This is a genomic window from Sphingobium sp. AP50 (genome assembly GCF_900109095.1).
GTDB lineage: Bacteria > Pseudomonadota > Alphaproteobacteria > Sphingomonadales > Sphingomonadaceae > Sphingobium.
Genome location: NZ_FNYZ01000032.1, coordinates 17,859 through 36,086 on the forward strand (window position 1 = coordinate 17,859; position 18,228 = coordinate 36,086).

The following is an 18,228-nucleotide window of genomic DNA, read 5'->3' on the forward strand; positions in this document are numbered from 1 at the left end:
ATGGATCTCTCCTTTCAGCATAGCCAGGCCCAGCGCATCCTGCGCCAGCGTAATCTGCTGGCCGCAACCAGCGTCGGGTTGGGCGGCCTCTCCCTGGTCATGATCTTCATCGCGCTGTCCCGTGATCGGGAAATCATACTCCAGCCCCTGTTGCGCTCCCCGGTGACGATGAGCAGCGCCGGCGTCAGCCGCGAATATCTGGAGATGATCACACGTGACGTCGTGATACTCACCCTCGATCGAAGCCCTCAGAATCTCGACTACTGGATGAATGCGGTGCTCGATATCACAGCGCCGCGCATGCATGGGAAGATCAAGGCCGACCTCCTCAAGATCGTAGATGAGCAGCGCGGCTCCTCGATTTCCCAGTTTTTCACGATCCAGTCGATGAAGCTCGATCTTGGGCAGTTGCGCTCGGAGGTGAGCGGAGAGCTCGTCACGATCGTCGGCAGCAAGGTCATTTCCAAACAGACCCGCACCTTCCGATATGACTGGGAATATTCAGGTCTCAGCCTCAAGCTGATCGGCTTCGGCGCGCTCGAACAATCCAGGACCAGGGATCAATGATGCCGCTCTATGCCATAGCGAGCGCCGCGACCGGTGCAGCCTTTCTTTCCCGTAAATGCGTTGGCGCCCGGACCATCGGGGCGGCACTGCTATTCGTGAGCGCGGCGCTCACCACACCTCATGCCCGGGCCGACCAGAATATCGTTGCCGCCGACAGTGCACAGGTCGACTGCGAGGTCTCGGGCAGGGACCTGACCCGCATCAGCCTCGTCGAAGACCAGTTTGCCAGCGTCTCCAAAATTTCCAACGGCAACAGCTCGGACGATTTCTCGGTCGTTAATGAACCAGTGCGAGGCGACATCTATTTGTCGGTGCCCGACGGATTCAAGCGACCGATGCTCTCCTTCTTCGGGACCAGCAAGCGCGGCTACGTCTATAAATTCGCCTGCCGGATCCTGGGCGATCACGCCGTACAGGTTTTCGTCTCCAATCCCGCCATAGCCCGCGAGAAAGCCACGGAAGGTGCGGCCGGCGAACCGGCACCCGATCCTCAGGAGGCTGCGGTCCAGCTCATGCAGGCCATGTATGCAGGAGACGCTACCCCTGGCTATGACATGGTCCAGCGCTCGCTCCGTCCCATCCAAGTCGGCGACCTCAAGGTGCAGATGATTGCCGAATATCGGGGTTCCAACCTTAGCGGCAAGGTTCTGCGCATCGAGAATAAGGGCAGGTCTCCCATCGAACTCAACGAGAAGACCGTCGCGCCCGCAAGCGCGCTTGCTGTGTCGATCGCAGAACCCAGCCTCGCGCCTGGCAAGGTTACCACCGCCTATCTCGTATCACTAAATGGGAGGCAATAATGGCCCTGGCCGATCTCTTCTCGCGCAACGCGAGGCGTGCCCAACCGTCTGGCGACAGCGTTTCGCCCATCGGTGCTGACCTCGGTTCCAATGAGGCCGTGCGGCGCAAACAGTTGACCCTGCTTGCGGGTGCCGCCGGCGTGGGCCTTATCGCATCCTGCTTCTGGATCTTCAGCGGCGACGGCAAGAGCGTCGATGCAGAGGACGACAATGTCACCGACATCGACATTTCCACAAAGGATCTCGTGAACCGCAACCTGTCCCAGCAGGAATGGATGGCGATGTCCGAGAACCAGTTCCAGGCGCAGGAGAACCAACTCAAGGCTGTCGGCGGCGCGCAGGAGCGCATGGACGCACTGGTCGCGCAGGTAGAGGCGCTGAAAGGCCAGAACCAGGCGATGCAGTCCGACGGGCAGCGCGTTCTTACCGCCTATCAGGCGGAAAATGACCAGCTCAAGCGCCAGCTATCGCAGGGCCGCGTCGCTGCAAGTACAGGACCTGGCCCGGCAGCGCTTTACGGTCCTGGCGGTACGCCGGCCTATCAGCGACCTGATGGTCCCGACGGGAAAAATGCACCGCTGCCGCTCGTCCAAGGCAGCGAAGTGAAAATGGTGAGCTTTGCCGGTGGCGAAAGCGGCACCGCATCAAAGGTCGAGCGCGGTAACACTGTCTATACAGACAGCCCCAACTATCTTCCGCCCAATAGCTTCGCTCGCGCGCGCGTTATCGTAGGCGTTGATGCTAGCGCCGGGGTCAACAGCCAGACCGACCCACTGCCGGTCGTCTTGCGCGTGACCGGCCCCGCCCGGTCGGTTTTCGCTAATGATAAATTGCTCACCACCAGAATCGAGGGCTGTCTTGTGAATGGCGCGGCGCGCGGCGACCTGTCGAGCGAGAAGGTCTATGTGAAGCTTCAAAAAATGACATGTCCACAGCCTGGCGGGCGTTATGCGGTTTCGGAGGTCAAGGGCTTCATCGCTTTTGCTGGAAAAACCGGTGTGCGGGGCCGCGTGGTGTCGCGCGAAGGATCGCTTGTGACACAGGCCTTTCTCGCCGGCATGGCGGGCGGTTTTGGCAGAGGCTTCTCCGCCAATGCGAACAGCATGTTCCAGGGCACTACCATCAACACCAACGGCAAGCGGGACAAGCTCTCGACCGGCGACATACTTGAAGGCGGGATTGGCGAAGGCGTCGCCCAGACCGGCGACATGGTGTCGAAATATCTGATTGAGCGTGCCGAGCAATATCAGCCCGTGATCGAAATGCCGACCGGCATCGACGTTGAAATCGTCTTCCTGGAGGGTGTGTATGTCCGCAATTGACCTAGCGCGGCGTATCGCCCGTGCCGTTCGCCCGTCTCGTGTCGTCATTGCATCGACCGCCTGCGTTGGACTTGCCAGCCTCGCGCTCGCCGCCGATGTCAGCAGTGAGGGTGGTTCGGTCCGCGCGCTATTGAAAGCCCGGCTCCCCAGAACGCAGGTCAGCGGCCTCAACTGCACCAAAATCAGGGGCATGTGCGAGGTGACCGCTGGCTCGAACCTCTTCTATGTCGATAGCACGGCGCGCTATCTCATCATCGGCCGGGTCTATGACATGGAAACGCGCCAGGACATAACGGCGGCGCGCCTGCTGGAGATGAACCCCGATATGCTGGTGGGCGCCGCGGCGTCGGCCAATGCTGCAGCCGCCAGCGGCGAAGTGCAAAAGGCGGTGGGGAGCGCCGCGCAAGGCCTCAATGTGGTGCCGGATCCGCCCCGTACCCTGTCGCTCGCGGAGCTGCCCAGCGACGGCGCGATCATATGGGGCAACAGTGCCGCACCAGCACTCACCGTCTTTTCGGACTTCCGGTGCAGCTATTGCCGCGCCCTCTCCGGCGTGCTGCGGTCGATGAACGTCAGGGTAATCGAGCGGCCAATCTCCTCGCTCGGCACACGGGATCTCTCGGACCGCGTCTATTGCGCGCGCAACAAGGAAGAAGCCCTTCACGCCGCCTATGCAGGCGAACCGATCAAAGCCGGCCCCGCCTGCAACACCAGCGGCCTCGACGCGAATGAGGCTTTTGCCCGCAAGCATGGTCTCAATGGCACCCCCGTCATCGTGCGCAGCGACGGCGCGGTCCTGGAAGGCTATCGACCCCGGCCATTTCTCGAAAACTGGTTGAAAGCAGGACGGTCATGAGGCCGATGTCCAGGGCAAGGAAGCTGACGGCGCCGCACGCGGTGGGCATCATCATTGCACTCGCATCCTTTTCCGGCTGCGTTGGCCTCGGCGGCAATATAAAGGGCAGCTTCGCATGCCAGGCGCCCGATGGCATCTGCGCGCCCAGCGCCGTCATCGACGATCGCGCGCTCGCGATGATCAGCGACGACCCCTCGGCCATTGCCACCCCTGCCGGCCCCTCCAGGCAAGATATGAAACCCTCACCCCCGCAGCCTGTCCAGCGGGTCGCGGCCGCGCAGCCTGTTCGAAGGCCGGTCGGCACTGATCCGGGTCGGACGAGCGAAAAGGTGCTGCGGATCATTTTCCCGGCCTATATCGATGCACGCGGCCGACTCCATGAGGCAAGCGCCGTCCACGCCGTTGTCTCGCAGGGGGAATGGCTGACCTGGACGGAAGGAGGCCCAGTCCCGGTCCGCAATGCGGTGGCGGTCGCGCCGGACATGCCCAGTCTGGCCGAGGCCGTCGCCGGGAAAGAAGCTTCGCCTGTAGAGGTGGACCCGAACCTGCCCGATCCCACGGCGGTGGCGGCAGCCAGGGCACGCAAGGCAGATCCGGTCGCGGCGATCAAGACCGATGTCGAAAAGCGGCTGAAGCCTTCCCCGCGCACTACCGATCCGGCGGCGGCGGGCACAAACGCAAAACCCCAGCACGCGCCTTCGGCCAATGCCGTCCCGTCGCCTGCGCAGGTGGAGCGCCCGATGATGCGCGCCACATCCTTCTCCGCCACTGTTGCAGAGGATCAGTGACATGGCCAAGTCCTTCTTTCAGCGCCTGATGGCCAATTTGCTGGGCGACACGGATCAACCGGACGCTGATCGCCCGGACATTGGCGTACCGATGCTTGCCCATTGGCTCCCCTATCGCAGCTATGATCCCAGGACCGGCATCTTCTATAACAGTGCCTCGCGGGGGTTCGTGCTGGAGGTCGCGCCGATGGTGGGCGCGGACGAGCGCACCGGTGAAATCCTGGCCCAGTTCATCTCCGAGGGCATAGCGACGCCCGGCTGTCTTCAGTTTCACCAGTGGATGAGTCCACGTGTCAGCGAGCATCTCTCCAGATGGAATGTTCCGCGCTATCTCGCGCGCGGCGTCTACGAGCGCATGGCGAGGCATCGGGTCGACTATCTTACCGAGGGTGTCTGGACCTCGCTTTCAAGGGACGCGCCCTTTTACCTGCGCGACCACCGCGTCGCCATTTCCTATTCAACACCTGAATCCTCCTCTGTGTCTAACGAGGAGATTGTCGGGGTCATGGACGGGCTTGTCTCGGCGCTGAGCTCGATCAATGTGACCGCCCGCAAGATGGATCCGGTGAGGCTCATCGCCTGGATCGACGACATCACCTCGCCCACCACCGCGCCCGGGGACGATGCCGTCAGCTACAACGCCTATGACAGCATCGCCGACCAGGCCATTCGCCGCGACATCGAGATGCGTATCGAGGCGGACAGGATATTGCTGCGCACCGAGCGCTTCCGTCCCACCGGCAAGGAAATCGACGGCACGCCCGAGATTGGCGAAATCTACCCGGACACCTTCGACGTGCGCTCCTTCTCGGTCCGCAACCTGCCGAAACGCTGGGCGCCGTGGGATATGACCCGCCTCATCGGCGATATGTTCACCGACAAGCTGCGCATGCCCTGCCCGGTCGCCACGAACCTGTGCATCGAATTTCCCGACGTCGAAGCCGCTTCCAGCAAAGCCGGCATGAAATATATGCGCACGACCAGCCTCTCCGACAGCAAATCGGCCCGCTTCCTGCCGCAATTGAAGGAACAGAGCCAGGAATGGGCGCGCGTGAATGACGAGCTCAAGCAAGGCAGCAAGCTCGTCAGACTCTTCTATTGCGTGACCGCCTTCTCCCCCGAGGGTAAGGGCGACACCAATGAAAGGGTCTTGAAATCCGTCTACCGCGCCTGTGGCTGGGATCTGCTCGACGATCGCTATCTCCAGATCATGGGCCTGCTGTGCGCCATGCCGATGACCATGGCCAATGGCCTTGCCAGGGATCTCTCCCGCATGAAGCGAATGCGCACGATGCTGACCACCACGGCGGTGAACCTCGCGCCGCTCCAAGGCGAATATCTGGGTGGTTCAATCCCGCATATGCTGCTGATCGGTCGACGCGGGCAGCCCTTCTTCTGGTCTCCCTTCGAGAATAGCGCGGGCAATCATAACGTGGCTGTGTTCGGCAAGTCCGGTTCGGGCAAGTCGGTAGCGCTTCAGGAGCTGTGCGCCTCGCTCTGCGGCGCGGGCGCGCGCGTCGTCGTGATCGATGACGGCCGCTCCTTCGAACATTCGGCCAAGCTTCAGGGTGGCGCCTTTGTCGAATTCACCATGTCTTCGGGCTTCTGCCTCAACCCCTTCAGCATGATCGATGCCGCCCAGGCGGCGCAGGACGAGGATTATCTGCTCGACTGCATGGCAATGCTCAAAGCCATCGTCAATCAGATGGCCCGGCACATAGATACGCTCAACGACACCGAGCGGGGCCTGATCGACGGCGCGGTCAATGAGGTATGGGAAGCCCACGGCCGCAGCGGCTCAATTGATGCCGTGATCGCCACGCTCGAAGCCTCGGGCAACGAGCTGGCGACAAATCTCGCCATCGCCATGCGGCCATTCTCATCACGCGGCACTTATGGGAAGTTTTTCCAGGGTGAAGTATCGTTCGAGCTCTCCGCCCAGCTCACCGCCTTTGAACTATCCGACCTCTCCTCGCGCGAGGAGTTGCGCAGCGTGGTGCTGACCGCGATCATGTTCATGGCGCAGCAGATGATGCGCAAGGTCGACCGGGCGATACCCAAGGCGCTGCTGCTCGACGAAGCCTGGCAGATGCTGCGCGGCGGGGCGATGGCCGACTTCATCGAAACCTATGCCCGCACCTGCCGCAAATATGGCGCGTCGCTGGTAACCGCTACTCAGTCATTGAATGACTATTATAAATCGCCAGGCTCGATCGCGGCGCTGGAGAATAGCGACTGGTTCTTCATTCTTCAGCAGAAGCCGGAAACCATAGCAGACTTCAAAAAGCATGATCGCTTTGACATGGACGATTATACCGACGCGCTGCTGCGCTCCTTGAAGCGGAACGGCTTTGAATATTCCGACATCATGATCAAGGGGCCGGACACATTGGCTGTCGGTCGCCTGGTCCTCGACCTTTATTCCGCCACCCTCTTTTCCTCCAGCCCCAAGACCTTCGCTGCGATCGAGCAGATGATGGAGGACGGGCTCAGCATGGAAGAGGCGATCGAGCGTATCGCCTTCCCCGATAGCCCTGAGAAATGGACCGGCGAGGGCGAGCCATCGCTGGCCGTCGCGGCGGAGTGAAATTCTATGCGGAGATTCACCGGCGCTCTTCGCCACTCTGATTGGCAGCATGGCGCCTTCTGCCTTCTCCATCTTGCTGGCTTTGCTGCATCCACCCTGCTGATGAGTTGGGGTCTGTTCGTGCTGTTCTTTCTCGCTCTGGGCGGTTTCTCGCTCGACGGCCTCATGCACCATCTGGCTAACCTGGCCTCGCGCTATGTCGCGGCGGCTCCCGACCGCGCAGCGTCCTTTGGCATGCTCGTTGGCGTTGCCCAGTTACTCTTCACCGCCGCTCTCATCATCATCCGCCGCCATCACATCCTGCCGCCCCAGGCAGCGCTCAGGAGCGCTTCCCATGTCTGAACCAGACCAGCTTCATTTGCCTCATATTCCCATCCCCGCACCGCCTGCCGGGCCTGACCAGCAACACCAACGGGATCCGAGCTTTGCCGGCCTCTCCCGCGCCCAGATCGCAGCGAGCGCCCTAATCATCGGCGCGGCGGTCTGGGGCATTTGGGTCACCAAAACGCTGGTGACGCCGGCGCAGGATCATATCGTATCGGTCAGGCTGTCCGCGATCGTCGGCGAATATGTGCAGGCGCAGGCCCGCGCCGCCACCCCCCCCGACAAGGTCGAAATAGAGATGCGCCATTTCATGGCGACGCTCGACAAGGAGATGCAGCGCAGAGCCAACAAGGGCGAGATCGTCATCGTGGGCGAAGCGGTCCTCTCCAGAAATGTGCCCGACATCACCGACAGTATCAAAAAGGCGGTCTATGCCTCGGGCGTCGCTTTCCCAAAACAGACCTCCGCCGTCGGCATGCAGTCGCCTCAGCGCCGGGTCATAGCTGAGCAGGCAACGATACCCACCACCGCCCCGGCGCCGGTTGCCATGACCGCCATGGATTCCGCCACTGGCCTGCCCGCCCCATCACCCTTTGCCAACGCGCCAATGACAGGTGCAACCGGCGACGCTTCAGCGCCAGCCTTTGGAGGCACTAATGGCCCAGACAGTCAGTAAGCCGCCAGCCAGCCAGCCGCATGGCATCGGCTGGCGGCCGCGCTGGCATCTCTGGGGTGCGCTCGGCCTGAGCATCGCCGCGATCGGCGCCTACAGGGCGATCGGCGATTGGCGGGACGATCACGCCTTCCTGGTTAACACGACGACATCGCTGCCGAACTGGGCCTTTCTCATCCACAAGAACAAGGTGCCGCTACGGGGCGACTATGTGTTTTTCATCGCGCCCGCCAATGCGCTGGTGCGGCGGCATTTCGGGGCGAAGCCGCAGCCGTTCGGCAAACTCGTCTATGGACTCCCCGGCGATATTGTCAGCCATGAGGGGGCCTGGGTGGCGGTCAACGGCAAGACCGTCGCACGCATGAAGCCGCGCACCCGCTTTGGCGAGCCGCTGACGCCGGGGGCGGCGGGGCAGATACCGGGCGGCTGCTTTTATGTCGGGACGCCGCATCCCGACGGCTTTGACAGCCGCTACGCAGAAATCGGCCTTATCTGCACGCGCCAGCTCATCGGCACGGGAGTGCCAATCCTGTGAGGACGCTGCTTGCTTCTGCAGCGGGCATAATTGCCTTGGGCGGAGGTCTGCTCGGCGCGCTGTTCGCCGTTAGCCCGATGGCGACCCAGGCGCGCGATTATGGCCAGGCCGGGCAGACTTTCCCCGTGATCGAGCCCGATCTGCTGGCGACGATCGAGGCCCGGCTGAAACGGGCGGAGGCGAGCGGCGAGATGGCGCGGATGAACGCTGAGTTTGCTGCCCGGGCCGAAGCCAGGGCGCGCCGGCCCAATCCGGTGTCGGGGATCACGCCTACGGACCAGCCTCGGACATGGGATTATGCCCCCTCGGTGACGCTGGAGCAGGATGTCCGCGACCACAAAGGGCAGCTGATTGCGGCCGCCGGGCAACGGATCAATCCCCTGGATTTCGTGACGATCCGGCAGGAACTGGTCTTCATCGACGGCGACAATGACGCGCAGATGGAATGGGCGACTGCACGCTATACCGACGTTCAGGCCAAGATCATCCTCGTGTCCGGCTCCGCGATCGAGGAGATGACGCGCCGCCAGCGCCGCTTCTATTTCGACCAGGAAGGCCGACTGACCGGCAAATTCGGTATAGACCACACCCCTGCGGTGGTGAAGCCCGCAGGCAAGGTCATGCGCGTGAGCGAAATCCTGCTCCAAACGCGGAGGGCAGGCTGATGCCGCTCTGGCTCGACCTTTTACGCACCCCCATGGCCGCACCGGAAACCGGCAAGCTGCGCCGACTGCGCTATCTATGGCAGAGCTTGTGCGCGCTGACCGCGCTTTGCGTCGGTTTCATCACGCCCTTGCGGCAGGGAATCGGGGGCGCCGCGCCGTGCCTCGCCGCTGCGGTCATCGCCGCCACCCTCATCCAGAGCCTGATTTATTGGGCAGCGAAACAACGGGCCGACAATGCCTCACTCAATGCTGGGGAGCGGCCCGAATGACTTGCTTCATCTGCCGCACCATCTTGCTCCTGATGGCGCTCCTGCTGAACATCGCGATGATGCCCCGAGCGCAGGCCGCGCCGACCTGCAACGGCAAGTTCGTCAATCCAATCACCGACGTCTGCTGGTCCTGCCTCTTCCCGCTGTCGGTTGGGGGATTAAAAATCTGGCCGGGCAATCGCCCCGATGCCTCCAACCCCTCCTCCCCGATCTGCGCCTGCGCCGATCCCATTCCGCGCGTGGGTATCTCGGTCGGCTTCTGGGAACCGGCACGGTTGGCCGACGTCACAATGAAACCCTGGTGCTTCCCCAATCTTGGCGGTGTACGGATCGCGCCTGGGTTCGACATCGGCCAAGGCTATATGGCGGGTCCGTCCATGGTCGGTGGTCGATCGCAGAGTACGGCCAAATGGCATGTCCATTGGTATGTCTATCCCCTGCTCTACTGGATGGAGTTGCTGACCGATTTCGTCTGCTTCGAGCAGGCAAGCTTCGATATCGCGTATATGACCGAGGTCGATCCTCTCTGGCAGGATGACGCCTTGTCCGGCCTCATCAATCCCGAAGCCATTGTCTTTGCCAACCCGATTGCTCAGGCCGCCTGCGCGGCGGACTGCGTGACGGCGACGGCTTCCATGCCGATCGACACGCTGTTCTGGTGCGCCGGGTGCCAAGGGTCGATGTATCCGATGAACGGGAACATCCCCTCCTCCATCGGTCACGTCCAGTCCTCCCGCCTCGCCCTGTCCCGTTTTGCCTACAAGATGCACCGTCAGGCGCTCGCCTGGGGGACGATGGGGTCCAAGGGCCTCTGCGAAAAATATGTCATGCCGATCATGCGCAAACAGCAATACCGGTTTCAGATGGTGAACCCGATCCCGACCGTGTCGGGCCGTTACGCCTGCTCCTCGATCGGCGCGTCCACCATGCCACCCGGCGCCGGGCGCGCCTATCCCGCCGGTGGCGAGGACATGGGCTACCTCGTCTGGAGAAAAAGGAATTGCTGTGTATTCTAAGCGCCTTCTGCCCAACGCGCGCAGGCGGCGCGCGATGCGTATGTCCCGGGTGCGGATTAGCATCGGCATCCTGCTCGGCATGGCCGGCATTTCCGCCGTGCTGGCGCAGACAGTCGATGGGGTCAACGTCCAGGCGATCAAGGCGCGCGCTGCCGGGCTTGAGGCGGAGGCGGCAGCGTTCGTCGGCCAAATCAAGGATCGCGGCGAGACCTTCCGGGAAGATGCACTCGCGGTGCAGGAAGGGGGCACCGAGAATATGCGACGCGTTGCCGCGAGCGATCTGCCTTCCGGGCCGGATGGCCCGATCGATTTTGATGCGATCATCTCGGGTGCCGCAGCCAATTTGAGCGCTAAGGCCGGTGAAGCGCCCCAGTTCATTGCCTTCGCCAGCCTGTCGATGCCGCCCGCCTCGTTGAAACAGATGGTGCGCGACACCGCGAAAGCCGGCGGCATAGTCGTGTTTCGTGGTTTCCCCCATAACAGCATGAAGGCCTTCTCGACCGAACTGGCCAAGGTCGTTGAACCCCAGGATTTTGCCAGCATCGGCATCGATCCCCGACTGTTCCGCGCTTTCGATGTGCGGGCGGTGCCCACCTATGTCGCAGTCTCGTCGGACTTCGATCCTTGCTCCGGCTTCCGTTGCACGACCCCGGTCCCACCCTATGACCGCATGATCGGCAATGTGACTGTGCGTTATGCGCTGGAGCGTTTTGTGAGCGGCAATGGTCCCGGCGCGCGCATTGCCGCCGTGGCGCTTGGGTCGTTGGGGCGAGACCGTCCATGAAGCGGCTTGTCTTGCTCCCGATCCTGCTGTGTATCGCAATCCCTACGCCCGCGCAGATGACCGCACCCCAAGCGCGCGAGGAAGGCAAGGCGCTGGGCAGTGCGATGCGCAGCGACGAGCATTGGATACCGAAGGACGATGCACAAGCAGCGATCGTGCCCGGCTATCAGGGCACCGACCTTCCGGAAGCCCAATATTATGGTGAGCCCGACAAGCTGGCCAATGACGGCAATGCGTTGAAGAGCAGTAGCGACGTCTATAAAATCACGACCGACACCAGCAAGACGCGGCCCATCTTCTCGACCGATGAGATCAGGGCGGTGACAGCCAATGCCAGCGCGATCGAGAATGATCCCTCTACCCAGCTTGGCGGAGAAGCGATCAGCGCCGGCAGTGGCGAGTGCCAACCCCTGCCGGCGGAGAATGCGCAAATCTATTATGACGCCACCTGTGACACGGGTGTCGTTGTGAGTTCGGTGCCATTGGAAACCATCTACAGCTGCCCGCCGGGCTGGACGCTGGACGGTGCTACCTGCACAACGACTGAAACAATCCCCGCCAGTATCATTTATAGCTGCGATGCGGACTGGACCCTCGACGGGTCGCAATGTGCAAAGACCCAGCCGGCCAATGTCAGCGCCTATAGCTGCCCTGCGGGTTGGGCACTCAACGGCAGTCGGTGCAGCCGTACGCTGACCCAAGGCGCCGACCAATTCGGCTCTAGCTGCCCTGACGATCATAGCCTGACAGGTACAATATGCCAGGCCATTATCACCATAGAGGCTACGCCGACTTACGCCTGTCCTATTGATTTCTCGCTGTCCGGCGCAATCTGCGTGCGCAATTTCAGCTATGAAGCCACTGCAACCTCCAGCTGCGAGCTAGGCTGGGCGCTGGACGGCGTCAGCTGTACCCGGCAGGTTTCGCAGCCGGCCACGGAAAGCTATGCTTGCCCGTCAGGATACAGCCTCGACGAGGGCACCTGTTCGCAAAGCGCCAATTATGAGGCTACCGCAACCTATAGCTGCCCTGATGGCGGAACGGTTGAGGGAAACCAGTGCGTCACGACCAACACGACCTCAGCCACACCAGCTTATGCATGCCCCTATTATTATTATAATGAAGGCAGCATGTTCGGCGGGGGTGGCCCCTATTGCGTCATGCGCAAGGCCGAATTTGCCAGCAGTAAATGCGCGGCCACCCGCACCGATCCCGGCAGCATCGAATTTCTGCGCGAACAAAAATCGTCCGGAAGCACCTTCTGCCTCTACAAGCCGCTGAGGACCTACACGTGCCCGAGTGCAGCCTGGAATTTCGATCCGCAATATAATCAGTGTGTCTCGAACGTCGTACAGGACGGCATCGTTACCTACACCTGCCCGCAAGCCGGGGATTTGCAGGGAACCACTTGCTATCGCACCTATGTGACCGGCGCGACCGTCACCTATGCATGCCCGGCTGATTACAACCTTTCCGGCCAGACATGTGTGAAATCGGAATATAGGCAGGCGAACGTCCATTATAGTTGTCCAAGCGGCGGCACGCTGTCGGGCAGTGCTTGCCAGGCGAACGAACAAATAGCTGCTTCGGTCAGCTATGCCTGTCCCGCTGGCTACAGCCTCAATGGCACGACCTGTTCCCGAACCGATGATGTTCCTGGCACGCCCGTCTATTCCTGCCCCACCGGCTATTCTCTGAGCGGCACGACCTGCACGAAGACCGAGGAGCAGGCGGCAACCCCGATCTATGCCTGCCCGACTGGCTTTGTCCTGTCGGGTTCGCAATGCACCGGAACCGTGGCCGCCAAGCCCATCTATTACTGCCCAGCCAATTTCACGCTGTCCGGCCAGAGCTGCTCGCAGACCCATAGCCAGCCCGCAACCTCGCACCAGCAATGCCCTAAGGACGCGAACACCAATCTCGACGGCAGCTGCTATACCGAAGATCAGCAAGACGACTGCGGCACCCTTCAGGGCAACCCGCAATGCAGCTGGCAATATGATAATTGCCTCGATGAAAATCCCACAAGCGACGGCTGCAAGATGACCGAGCGCGTGTTCCGCTGCCCGGTGTCGGGCGCCACGGTCGCGCAGCCGCCCAAATATGTGTGCGGCGACGATGTTTATTGCATCAACGGCGATTGCGAGGCGATCAACCGCGAAGCGTCGAGCGAATTCAAGGATGCCCTGACCGCCCTCCATGCCATCGATACTGCAGGCAAGGATTTCGATCCTGATGACATGCACGTCTTTCCCGGCACACGTGACACCTGCCACAAGCCGATTTTCGGGGTGGTGAACTGCTGCGCAGGCAAGGTGTCCGGCCTGCTACCGCTTGGGATCGGCGGCGCGGCGCTCGCAGGCGCGATCAGCGGCAACGTCGCGGCGCTGTCCGGCGTTGCAACGCAGTTCCTCACGACCTTTCTCTGCTCGACCGACGAAAAGATGCTCGATGTGAAGGACCGCATGGGCTTCTGCACCTTCATCGGCAGCTATTGTTCCTCCAGCATCCTGGGCGTCTGTACGACCAAGCGGAAAACCTATTGCTGTTTTGAAAGCAAGCTCTCCCGCATCCTGCAGGAGCAGGGCCGACCCCAGATCAACAAACCGTTCGGCAAGCCCAAGGCCGAGCAATGCGAGGGCTTCACGGTCGATGAATTCTCCCGTCTCGATCTCTCGGTGATGGATTTCACCGATGTCTATTCCGACTTCATGGACACCGCGCGGATGCCTGATGAAGTCGAGACGATGACCGATATCCAGCAGAAGATACAGGATTATTATGAACTGCACAGCCAATGACCAGCCCGTGGAAAGGGATCCATTTGGATGGGAAATGAATGCTGGATTAGGGCACAAGGCTGCTCGATGTCGCGCTGATGCTCTCGGTCCAGCGCCTGACGCACGACCAGCTCGGCTGCCCGGTGGACGATGATCGCTAAACGGAGGCGGGATAGAATGACTTTATCGAAACTCTCGATGCTGCTGCTCGCCCTGGCGCCAATGACCGGGCCCGTGAGGGCGCAGCCGACGGGCGCCTCCGCCGAGGCCGACGCGCGCCAAGAACCCGGCGATAGTTTCTACTGCGGCGAACGACGTCTCGGGCAATGGTTCTATTGCAGCAGGCCCCAAGCGATTGAGAAACAGGCGCTTGATACACCCCAGGCCAGCGCTACCGATCGCATGGCGGCGATCACCAAGGAGCTCGATGAACTCAAAGCCAAGGCGATCCTGGAGCCGACCGAGGCCAATGTGATCGCCTATGTGCGGTTCCAGCGCGAGCAGCTTGATCGCGCCTCGACCTTCTCCGACACTTGGCAGCGCGCCTTGTGGCAGAATCCCGACCTCGACTATACACTCCAGCGGCCCGTGAGCACGGTAGGCAAGCGCGCGTGGCTCGACAATCGCAAGGCCGATCGCGATGCGGTGCTGACCAATCTCGGCCAGCGTTATGGCCTCTTCTATTTCTATGCGCAGAGCTGCGGTGCCTGCGACATATTCGGGCCAATCCTCCGCTCTGTCGCCGACAGCCACCACATCGCGGTGATGGCCGTGTCGATGGATGGCGGTCCCAATCGGGAATTCCCCAATTACACGGTCGATACCGGACAGCGCGCCCGCATGGGCGTGCCCGGCAATGAGACCCCTGCGCTGGTCCTGTTCGACACCGCAACCCGGCACACCGTGCCAGTCGGCTTCGGCATATTGTCCGCTGACGAAATCATGGACCGCATCTTCATGCTGACCAACACCAAGGTGGGGAGCGATTATTGATGGAAAAAAATGTGAAGCCCGGCCGTGTTCGCCGTTTTTGTCAATGCGCCGGATCAACCATCGCGATGGCGGCGGCGGCGCATTTTGCGTGTCTCGGTGTTGCCAACGCCAATGTAGCTTCGGAGATGAACAGTTTCTTCAGCGAGACAGGCAGCGCCGCCAATGTTACCGGGCCGTCTGCCTTTCAGGGGCAGGCCGCTGGCTACTATTCGCTGGGCAATGTCTGGACGCGCCTCCCTCAGAAAAGCGTCTCGCCCTTCAACCTCCAGCTTCCCAATGCCCGCGCTGGCTGCGGCGGCATCGACCTCTTCTCCGGCAGCTTCTCCTTCATCAATGCCTCGGAGATCGTGGCTATGCTCAAGGCCACAGCCAACAATGCGCTTGGGTTTGCCTTCAAACTGGCGATCGATTCCGTCTCGCCAGAGATTGGCAAGGTGATGGACGAGTTCAGCCAGAAGGCTCAGCTCTTGAACCAGATGAACATATCGAGCTGCGAGACCGCACAGGCGCTGGTGGGTGGCATCTGGCCGACCATAGACACGACCCGCGCGACGATCTGCGAAGCGGTGGGCAATAGCCAGGGCGTCTTCTCCGACTGGGCCGCCTCGCGTCAAGGCTGCAACAATGGCGGAAGCCGCGACAGTACGATCGCGAACAACTCGGACACTGCTCTAAAGGATCAGCTCGTCGGCGAGAACCATAATTATACCTGGGAGGCGCTCAAGAAATCGGCGAAATTTGGCGCATTCGACCAGGATTTTTCGGAATATATCATGACGCTGGTCGGAACGATCGTCACCCGGCCATCGACCGACTCCAGCGTCGGCGGCAATGTGATCATGGTTGGGCCAGCCGAGGAGGCCGTGGTGACGGCTCTGCTCGACGGCACTGAGAATGCACCGGTCGTGAAGATGCTCCAATGCAATGACAGCAATTGCTATGACCTGGGCGAGAAGACGCTAAGCGTTCCCGCCTCGGCCGCGCTGCGCCCCCGGATCAGGACCATGATCGAGGATATGAGCGTCAAGGCCCGCGCCAATGGCGCGCTGACCGCCGCCGAAAAGCAGCTGCTCAACATGGCGACCATCCCGCTCTACAAGATTTTGACGGTCCAGGCCTTCGCGCATAATGCGCTGACAACTGGCGAAATCGACGCGCTCGCCGAGATCGTAGCGGTCGATATATTGAATGCCATGCTCGACAATATGCTCGATCGCGTCGAACAATCGAAGGTCCATTATCAGACCGCCGACCAGGCCACGGCGGAGCAATGGAAAGCGCAAATCGCCGCCACCCGCCAGAAGTTCGCGCAGCGAGAGGTGAAGCTGAGCGGCAAGCTCCAACTCACCTATCAAGTGATCAATCGCAGCGTGTTCCTGGAATCCACCCTGCAAAACACAATGTCGCCCGGCATGTCCGCGGCGCTCAACTTCTCGCGCGGCCTTAGCGCCCAGGGCGTCCATTAAGGCAGGAACAGACGATGCTCGAGGTCTTCACGGTCGGCGGCGGCGAATATCTCGTCAATATCTTCAATGCAGTCGCAGCTTGGACCGGAGGAGGAGGCTACCGCTCCATGATCCGCGTCGTCATGGTGATGGGGCTGATCTATTCCCTGCTCGTCGTGGCCTTCACCCTCAACTACAAAGCGTGGCTTAACTGGTTCCTTCAGGCGACCGCCATGTACCTCTGCCTGATGGTGCCGACGGTCGACATCAAGGTGACGGACCGGGTCAATCCGAGCCTCGCCCCGGCCACGGTCGCGAATGTGCCGCTGGGTCTTGGTGTGCTCGCCAGCTTCACCACGCAGATCGGCGACTATCTTACCCGCACGGCGGAAACCGTATTCGTGATGCCGAGCGAACTCAATTACAGCAGCAATGGCCTCATTTATGGTGCGCGGCTGTTCGATGCCACGCGCAATTTCAACATCCGGGATGCCGAGTTTTCCGCCAATCTCGACGCCTATATGAAGCAGTGCGTGTTTGGCGACATCATGCTTTATCGCAAGTCGCTGACCGATCTGGCGGCCGCGACCAACCTTTGGGCGGCCATTGCGTCGGATGCGGAATCCCGATCACAGGAATGGTTGGAGCGTAGCGGCAGCACGGTCACCCCCTATATCGTGACCTGTAGGCAAGCCTACGGCCTGCTCGACCAGCAGTGGCAATCGATGATTGAAGCCAACGCGAAAATCTGGGGTCTGGAGGTCTATCCCAGGCTGAGCGAAGCGCTGGCGCAGGCGAAGCTTCGCAGTGACGTGCCTATCGTCAACCAGGCCTTCACCCAATCGAGCGACGGCTTTGTCGAGACGATGCGCCAGAACACGGCCATCAATGCCTTCATGCAGGCCCGCAACAATATGAGCGGCAGCGCGATCGATGCCTTCGCGCAAACTCGTGCCGACATCCAGGCGCGCAACACCTATATTAGCATCGCTCAGCAGGCGATGACATGGGTGCCGATCCTGAATGTCGTGCTGACAGTCGTCTTCTTCGCCATGTTCCCGATCATCTTCCCGCTGTTCCTGATGCCGCAGACGGGCGTCTCGGCGCTGAAGGGCTATGCAACGGGGTTCTTCTATCTTGCGGCCTGGGGTCCGCTTTATGTGATCCTCCATATGATCTGCATGACGCGGGCGGAGGCGGCCGCTGCCGGCGTGGCCAAGGGCGGCATGACGCTGGGCAGCTATGCCGGGATCGGCGCCGTGAACGCCGAGACCGCCACGATCGCCGGGTTTATGCTGATGAGCGTGCCCTTTCTCGCCGCAGGTCTCGCGCGCGGCGCCATGTCGATCGCGGGCCAGTCGATGTCGATGCTCGCGCCGGCGCAGAACGCGGCGGAGGCGGCGGCGCTCGAAGAAACCACAGGCAATTATTCCTACGGCAATGTGAGCTGGGCGAACCAGACCTCCAATATGCGGCAAGCCGATCAGTGGAACACGGCCCCCTCCTATCAGGCCGGCGGCGCAGCCACGAGTTGGCGGCATGATAATGGCGGAGTCGTTTCCAGCTTTGGCAATGGGCAGGAGGTTGTCGATACCAGCCATGCCATTTCTCGGCTGGGCTTCACGCCAACGGCGAATACCGGGTTCGTGTCCGAAATGCGGGAGCAGGCGCATGAGGCGCATCGACAGGCGCAGGCCTATCGGGCGGCGGCGAGCGATATTCTCACTGCTAGAGCATCGCGCTTGAAATAGGAATCGAGGGATTCCCATGAGGTCGGAAATGTGATTCACCGTTGTTGGAGGTGGATCATGGGGAAATTCTATT

General features: G+C 61.4%; 16 protein-coding genes and 1 pseudogene. All 17 read left to right on the forward strand.

The features are described from left to right. Positions 1-567 carry a type IV conjugative transfer system protein TraE gene (locus BMY84_RS27115; protein ID WP_093088138.1) on the forward strand — a complete coding sequence of 189 codons (567 nt, stop codon included), beginning with the start codon at positions 1-3 and terminating at the stop codon, positions 565-567. Then, entirely contained in the window at positions 564-1,367 is an 804-nt protein-coding gene (locus tag BMY84_RS27120; RefSeq protein ID WP_093088139.1) for a type-F conjugative transfer system secretin TraK, read from the forward strand. Before BMY84_RS27115 ends, BMY84_RS27120 begins: the two co-directional genes overlap by 4 nt. Further along, complete coding sequence (locus tag BMY84_RS27125; RefSeq protein ID WP_093088141.1) at positions 1,367-2,689, forward strand: TraB/VirB10 family protein; 1,323 nt, start codon at positions 1,367-1,369, stop codon at positions 2,687-2,689. Before BMY84_RS27120 ends, BMY84_RS27125 begins: the two co-directional genes overlap by 1 nt. Beyond that, positions 2,676-3,545: a DsbC family protein gene (locus tag BMY84_RS27130; RefSeq protein ID WP_093088142.1), complete on the forward strand. Its 870-nt coding sequence runs from the start codon at positions 2,676-2,678 to the stop codon at positions 3,543-3,545. The genes BMY84_RS27125 and BMY84_RS27130 overlap by 14 nt, the downstream gene beginning before the upstream one ends. Then, entirely contained in the window at positions 3,542-4,333 is a 792-nt protein-coding gene (locus BMY84_RS27135; protein ID WP_093088144.1) for a TraV family lipoprotein, read from the forward strand. The genes BMY84_RS27130 and BMY84_RS27135 overlap by 4 nt, the downstream gene beginning before the upstream one ends. Position 4,334: 1 nt before the next feature. Further along, entirely contained in the window at positions 4,335-6,920 is a 2,586-nt protein-coding gene (traC, locus tag BMY84_RS27140; RefSeq protein ID WP_093088145.1) for a type IV secretion system protein TraC, read from the forward strand. Positions 6,921-6,926: 6 nt separating this feature from the next. Then, the gene (locus BMY84_RS27145) at positions 6,927-7,262 is read left to right on the forward strand and encodes a hypothetical protein (RefSeq protein ID WP_093088147.1); all 336 of its coding nucleotides are present in this window, start codon (positions 6,927-6,929) and stop codon (positions 7,260-7,262) included. Next, complete coding sequence (locus BMY84_RS27150; RefSeq protein WP_093088148.1) at positions 7,255-7,920, forward strand: TrbI F-type domain-containing protein; 666 nt, start codon at positions 7,255-7,257, stop codon at positions 7,918-7,920. The genes BMY84_RS27145 and BMY84_RS27150 overlap by 8 nt, the downstream gene beginning before the upstream one ends. After that, positions 7,901-8,452, forward strand: a complete 552-nt coding sequence (locus BMY84_RS27155; protein ID WP_093088150.1) for a S26 family signal peptidase — start codon at positions 7,901-7,903, stop codon at positions 8,450-8,452. The genes BMY84_RS27150 and BMY84_RS27155 overlap by 20 nt, the downstream gene beginning before the upstream one ends. 35 nt (positions 8,453-8,487) lie before the next feature. After that, entirely contained in the window at positions 8,488-9,117 is a 630-nt protein-coding gene (gene traW / locus BMY84_RS27160) for a type-F conjugative transfer system protein TraW (RefSeq protein ID WP_256215477.1), read from the forward strand. After that, positions 9,117-9,386, forward strand: coding sequence for a hypothetical protein (locus tag BMY84_RS27165; protein ID WP_093088151.1), 270 nt, complete (start codon positions 9,117-9,119; stop codon positions 9,384-9,386). The genes traW and BMY84_RS27165 overlap by 1 nt, the downstream gene beginning before the upstream one ends. Positions 9,387-9,418: 32 nt before the next feature. Then, entirely contained in the window at positions 9,419-10,402 is a 984-nt protein-coding gene (gene traU / locus BMY84_RS27170) for a conjugal transfer pilus assembly protein TraU (protein WP_256215480.1), read from the forward strand. Positions 10,403-10,442: 40 nt separating this feature from the next. Next, positions 10,443-11,186 (forward strand): type-F conjugative transfer system pilin assembly protein TrbC, encoded by a 744-nt coding sequence (gene trbC, locus BMY84_RS27175; RefSeq protein WP_371262456.1) that lies wholly within the window; start codon positions 10,443-10,445, stop codon positions 11,184-11,186. Next, on the forward strand, positions 11,183-13,987 hold the full coding sequence (gene traN / locus BMY84_RS30940) for a conjugal transfer protein TraN (RefSeq protein ID WP_371262454.1): 2,805 nt from the start codon (positions 11,183-11,185) through the stop codon (positions 13,985-13,987). Before trbC ends, traN begins: the two co-directional genes overlap by 4 nt. Positions 13,988-14,164: 177 nt before the next feature. Beyond that, complete coding sequence (locus BMY84_RS27185; protein ID WP_093088154.1) at positions 14,165-14,959, forward strand: conjugal transfer protein TraF; 795 nt, start codon at positions 14,165-14,167, stop codon at positions 14,957-14,959. 65 nt (positions 14,960-15,024) lie between these two features. After that, complete coding sequence (locus tag BMY84_RS27190; RefSeq protein WP_093088165.1) at positions 15,025-16,425, forward strand: conjugal transfer protein TraH; 1,401 nt, start codon at positions 15,025-15,027, stop codon at positions 16,423-16,425. Positions 16,426-16,439: 14 nt separating this feature from the next. Beyond that, positions 16,440-18,134 (forward strand): annotated as a pseudogene (locus BMY84_RS27195) (conjugal transfer protein TraG N-terminal domain-containing protein); the annotation flags it as partial. Positions 18,135-18,228 lie beyond the last annotated feature (94 nt).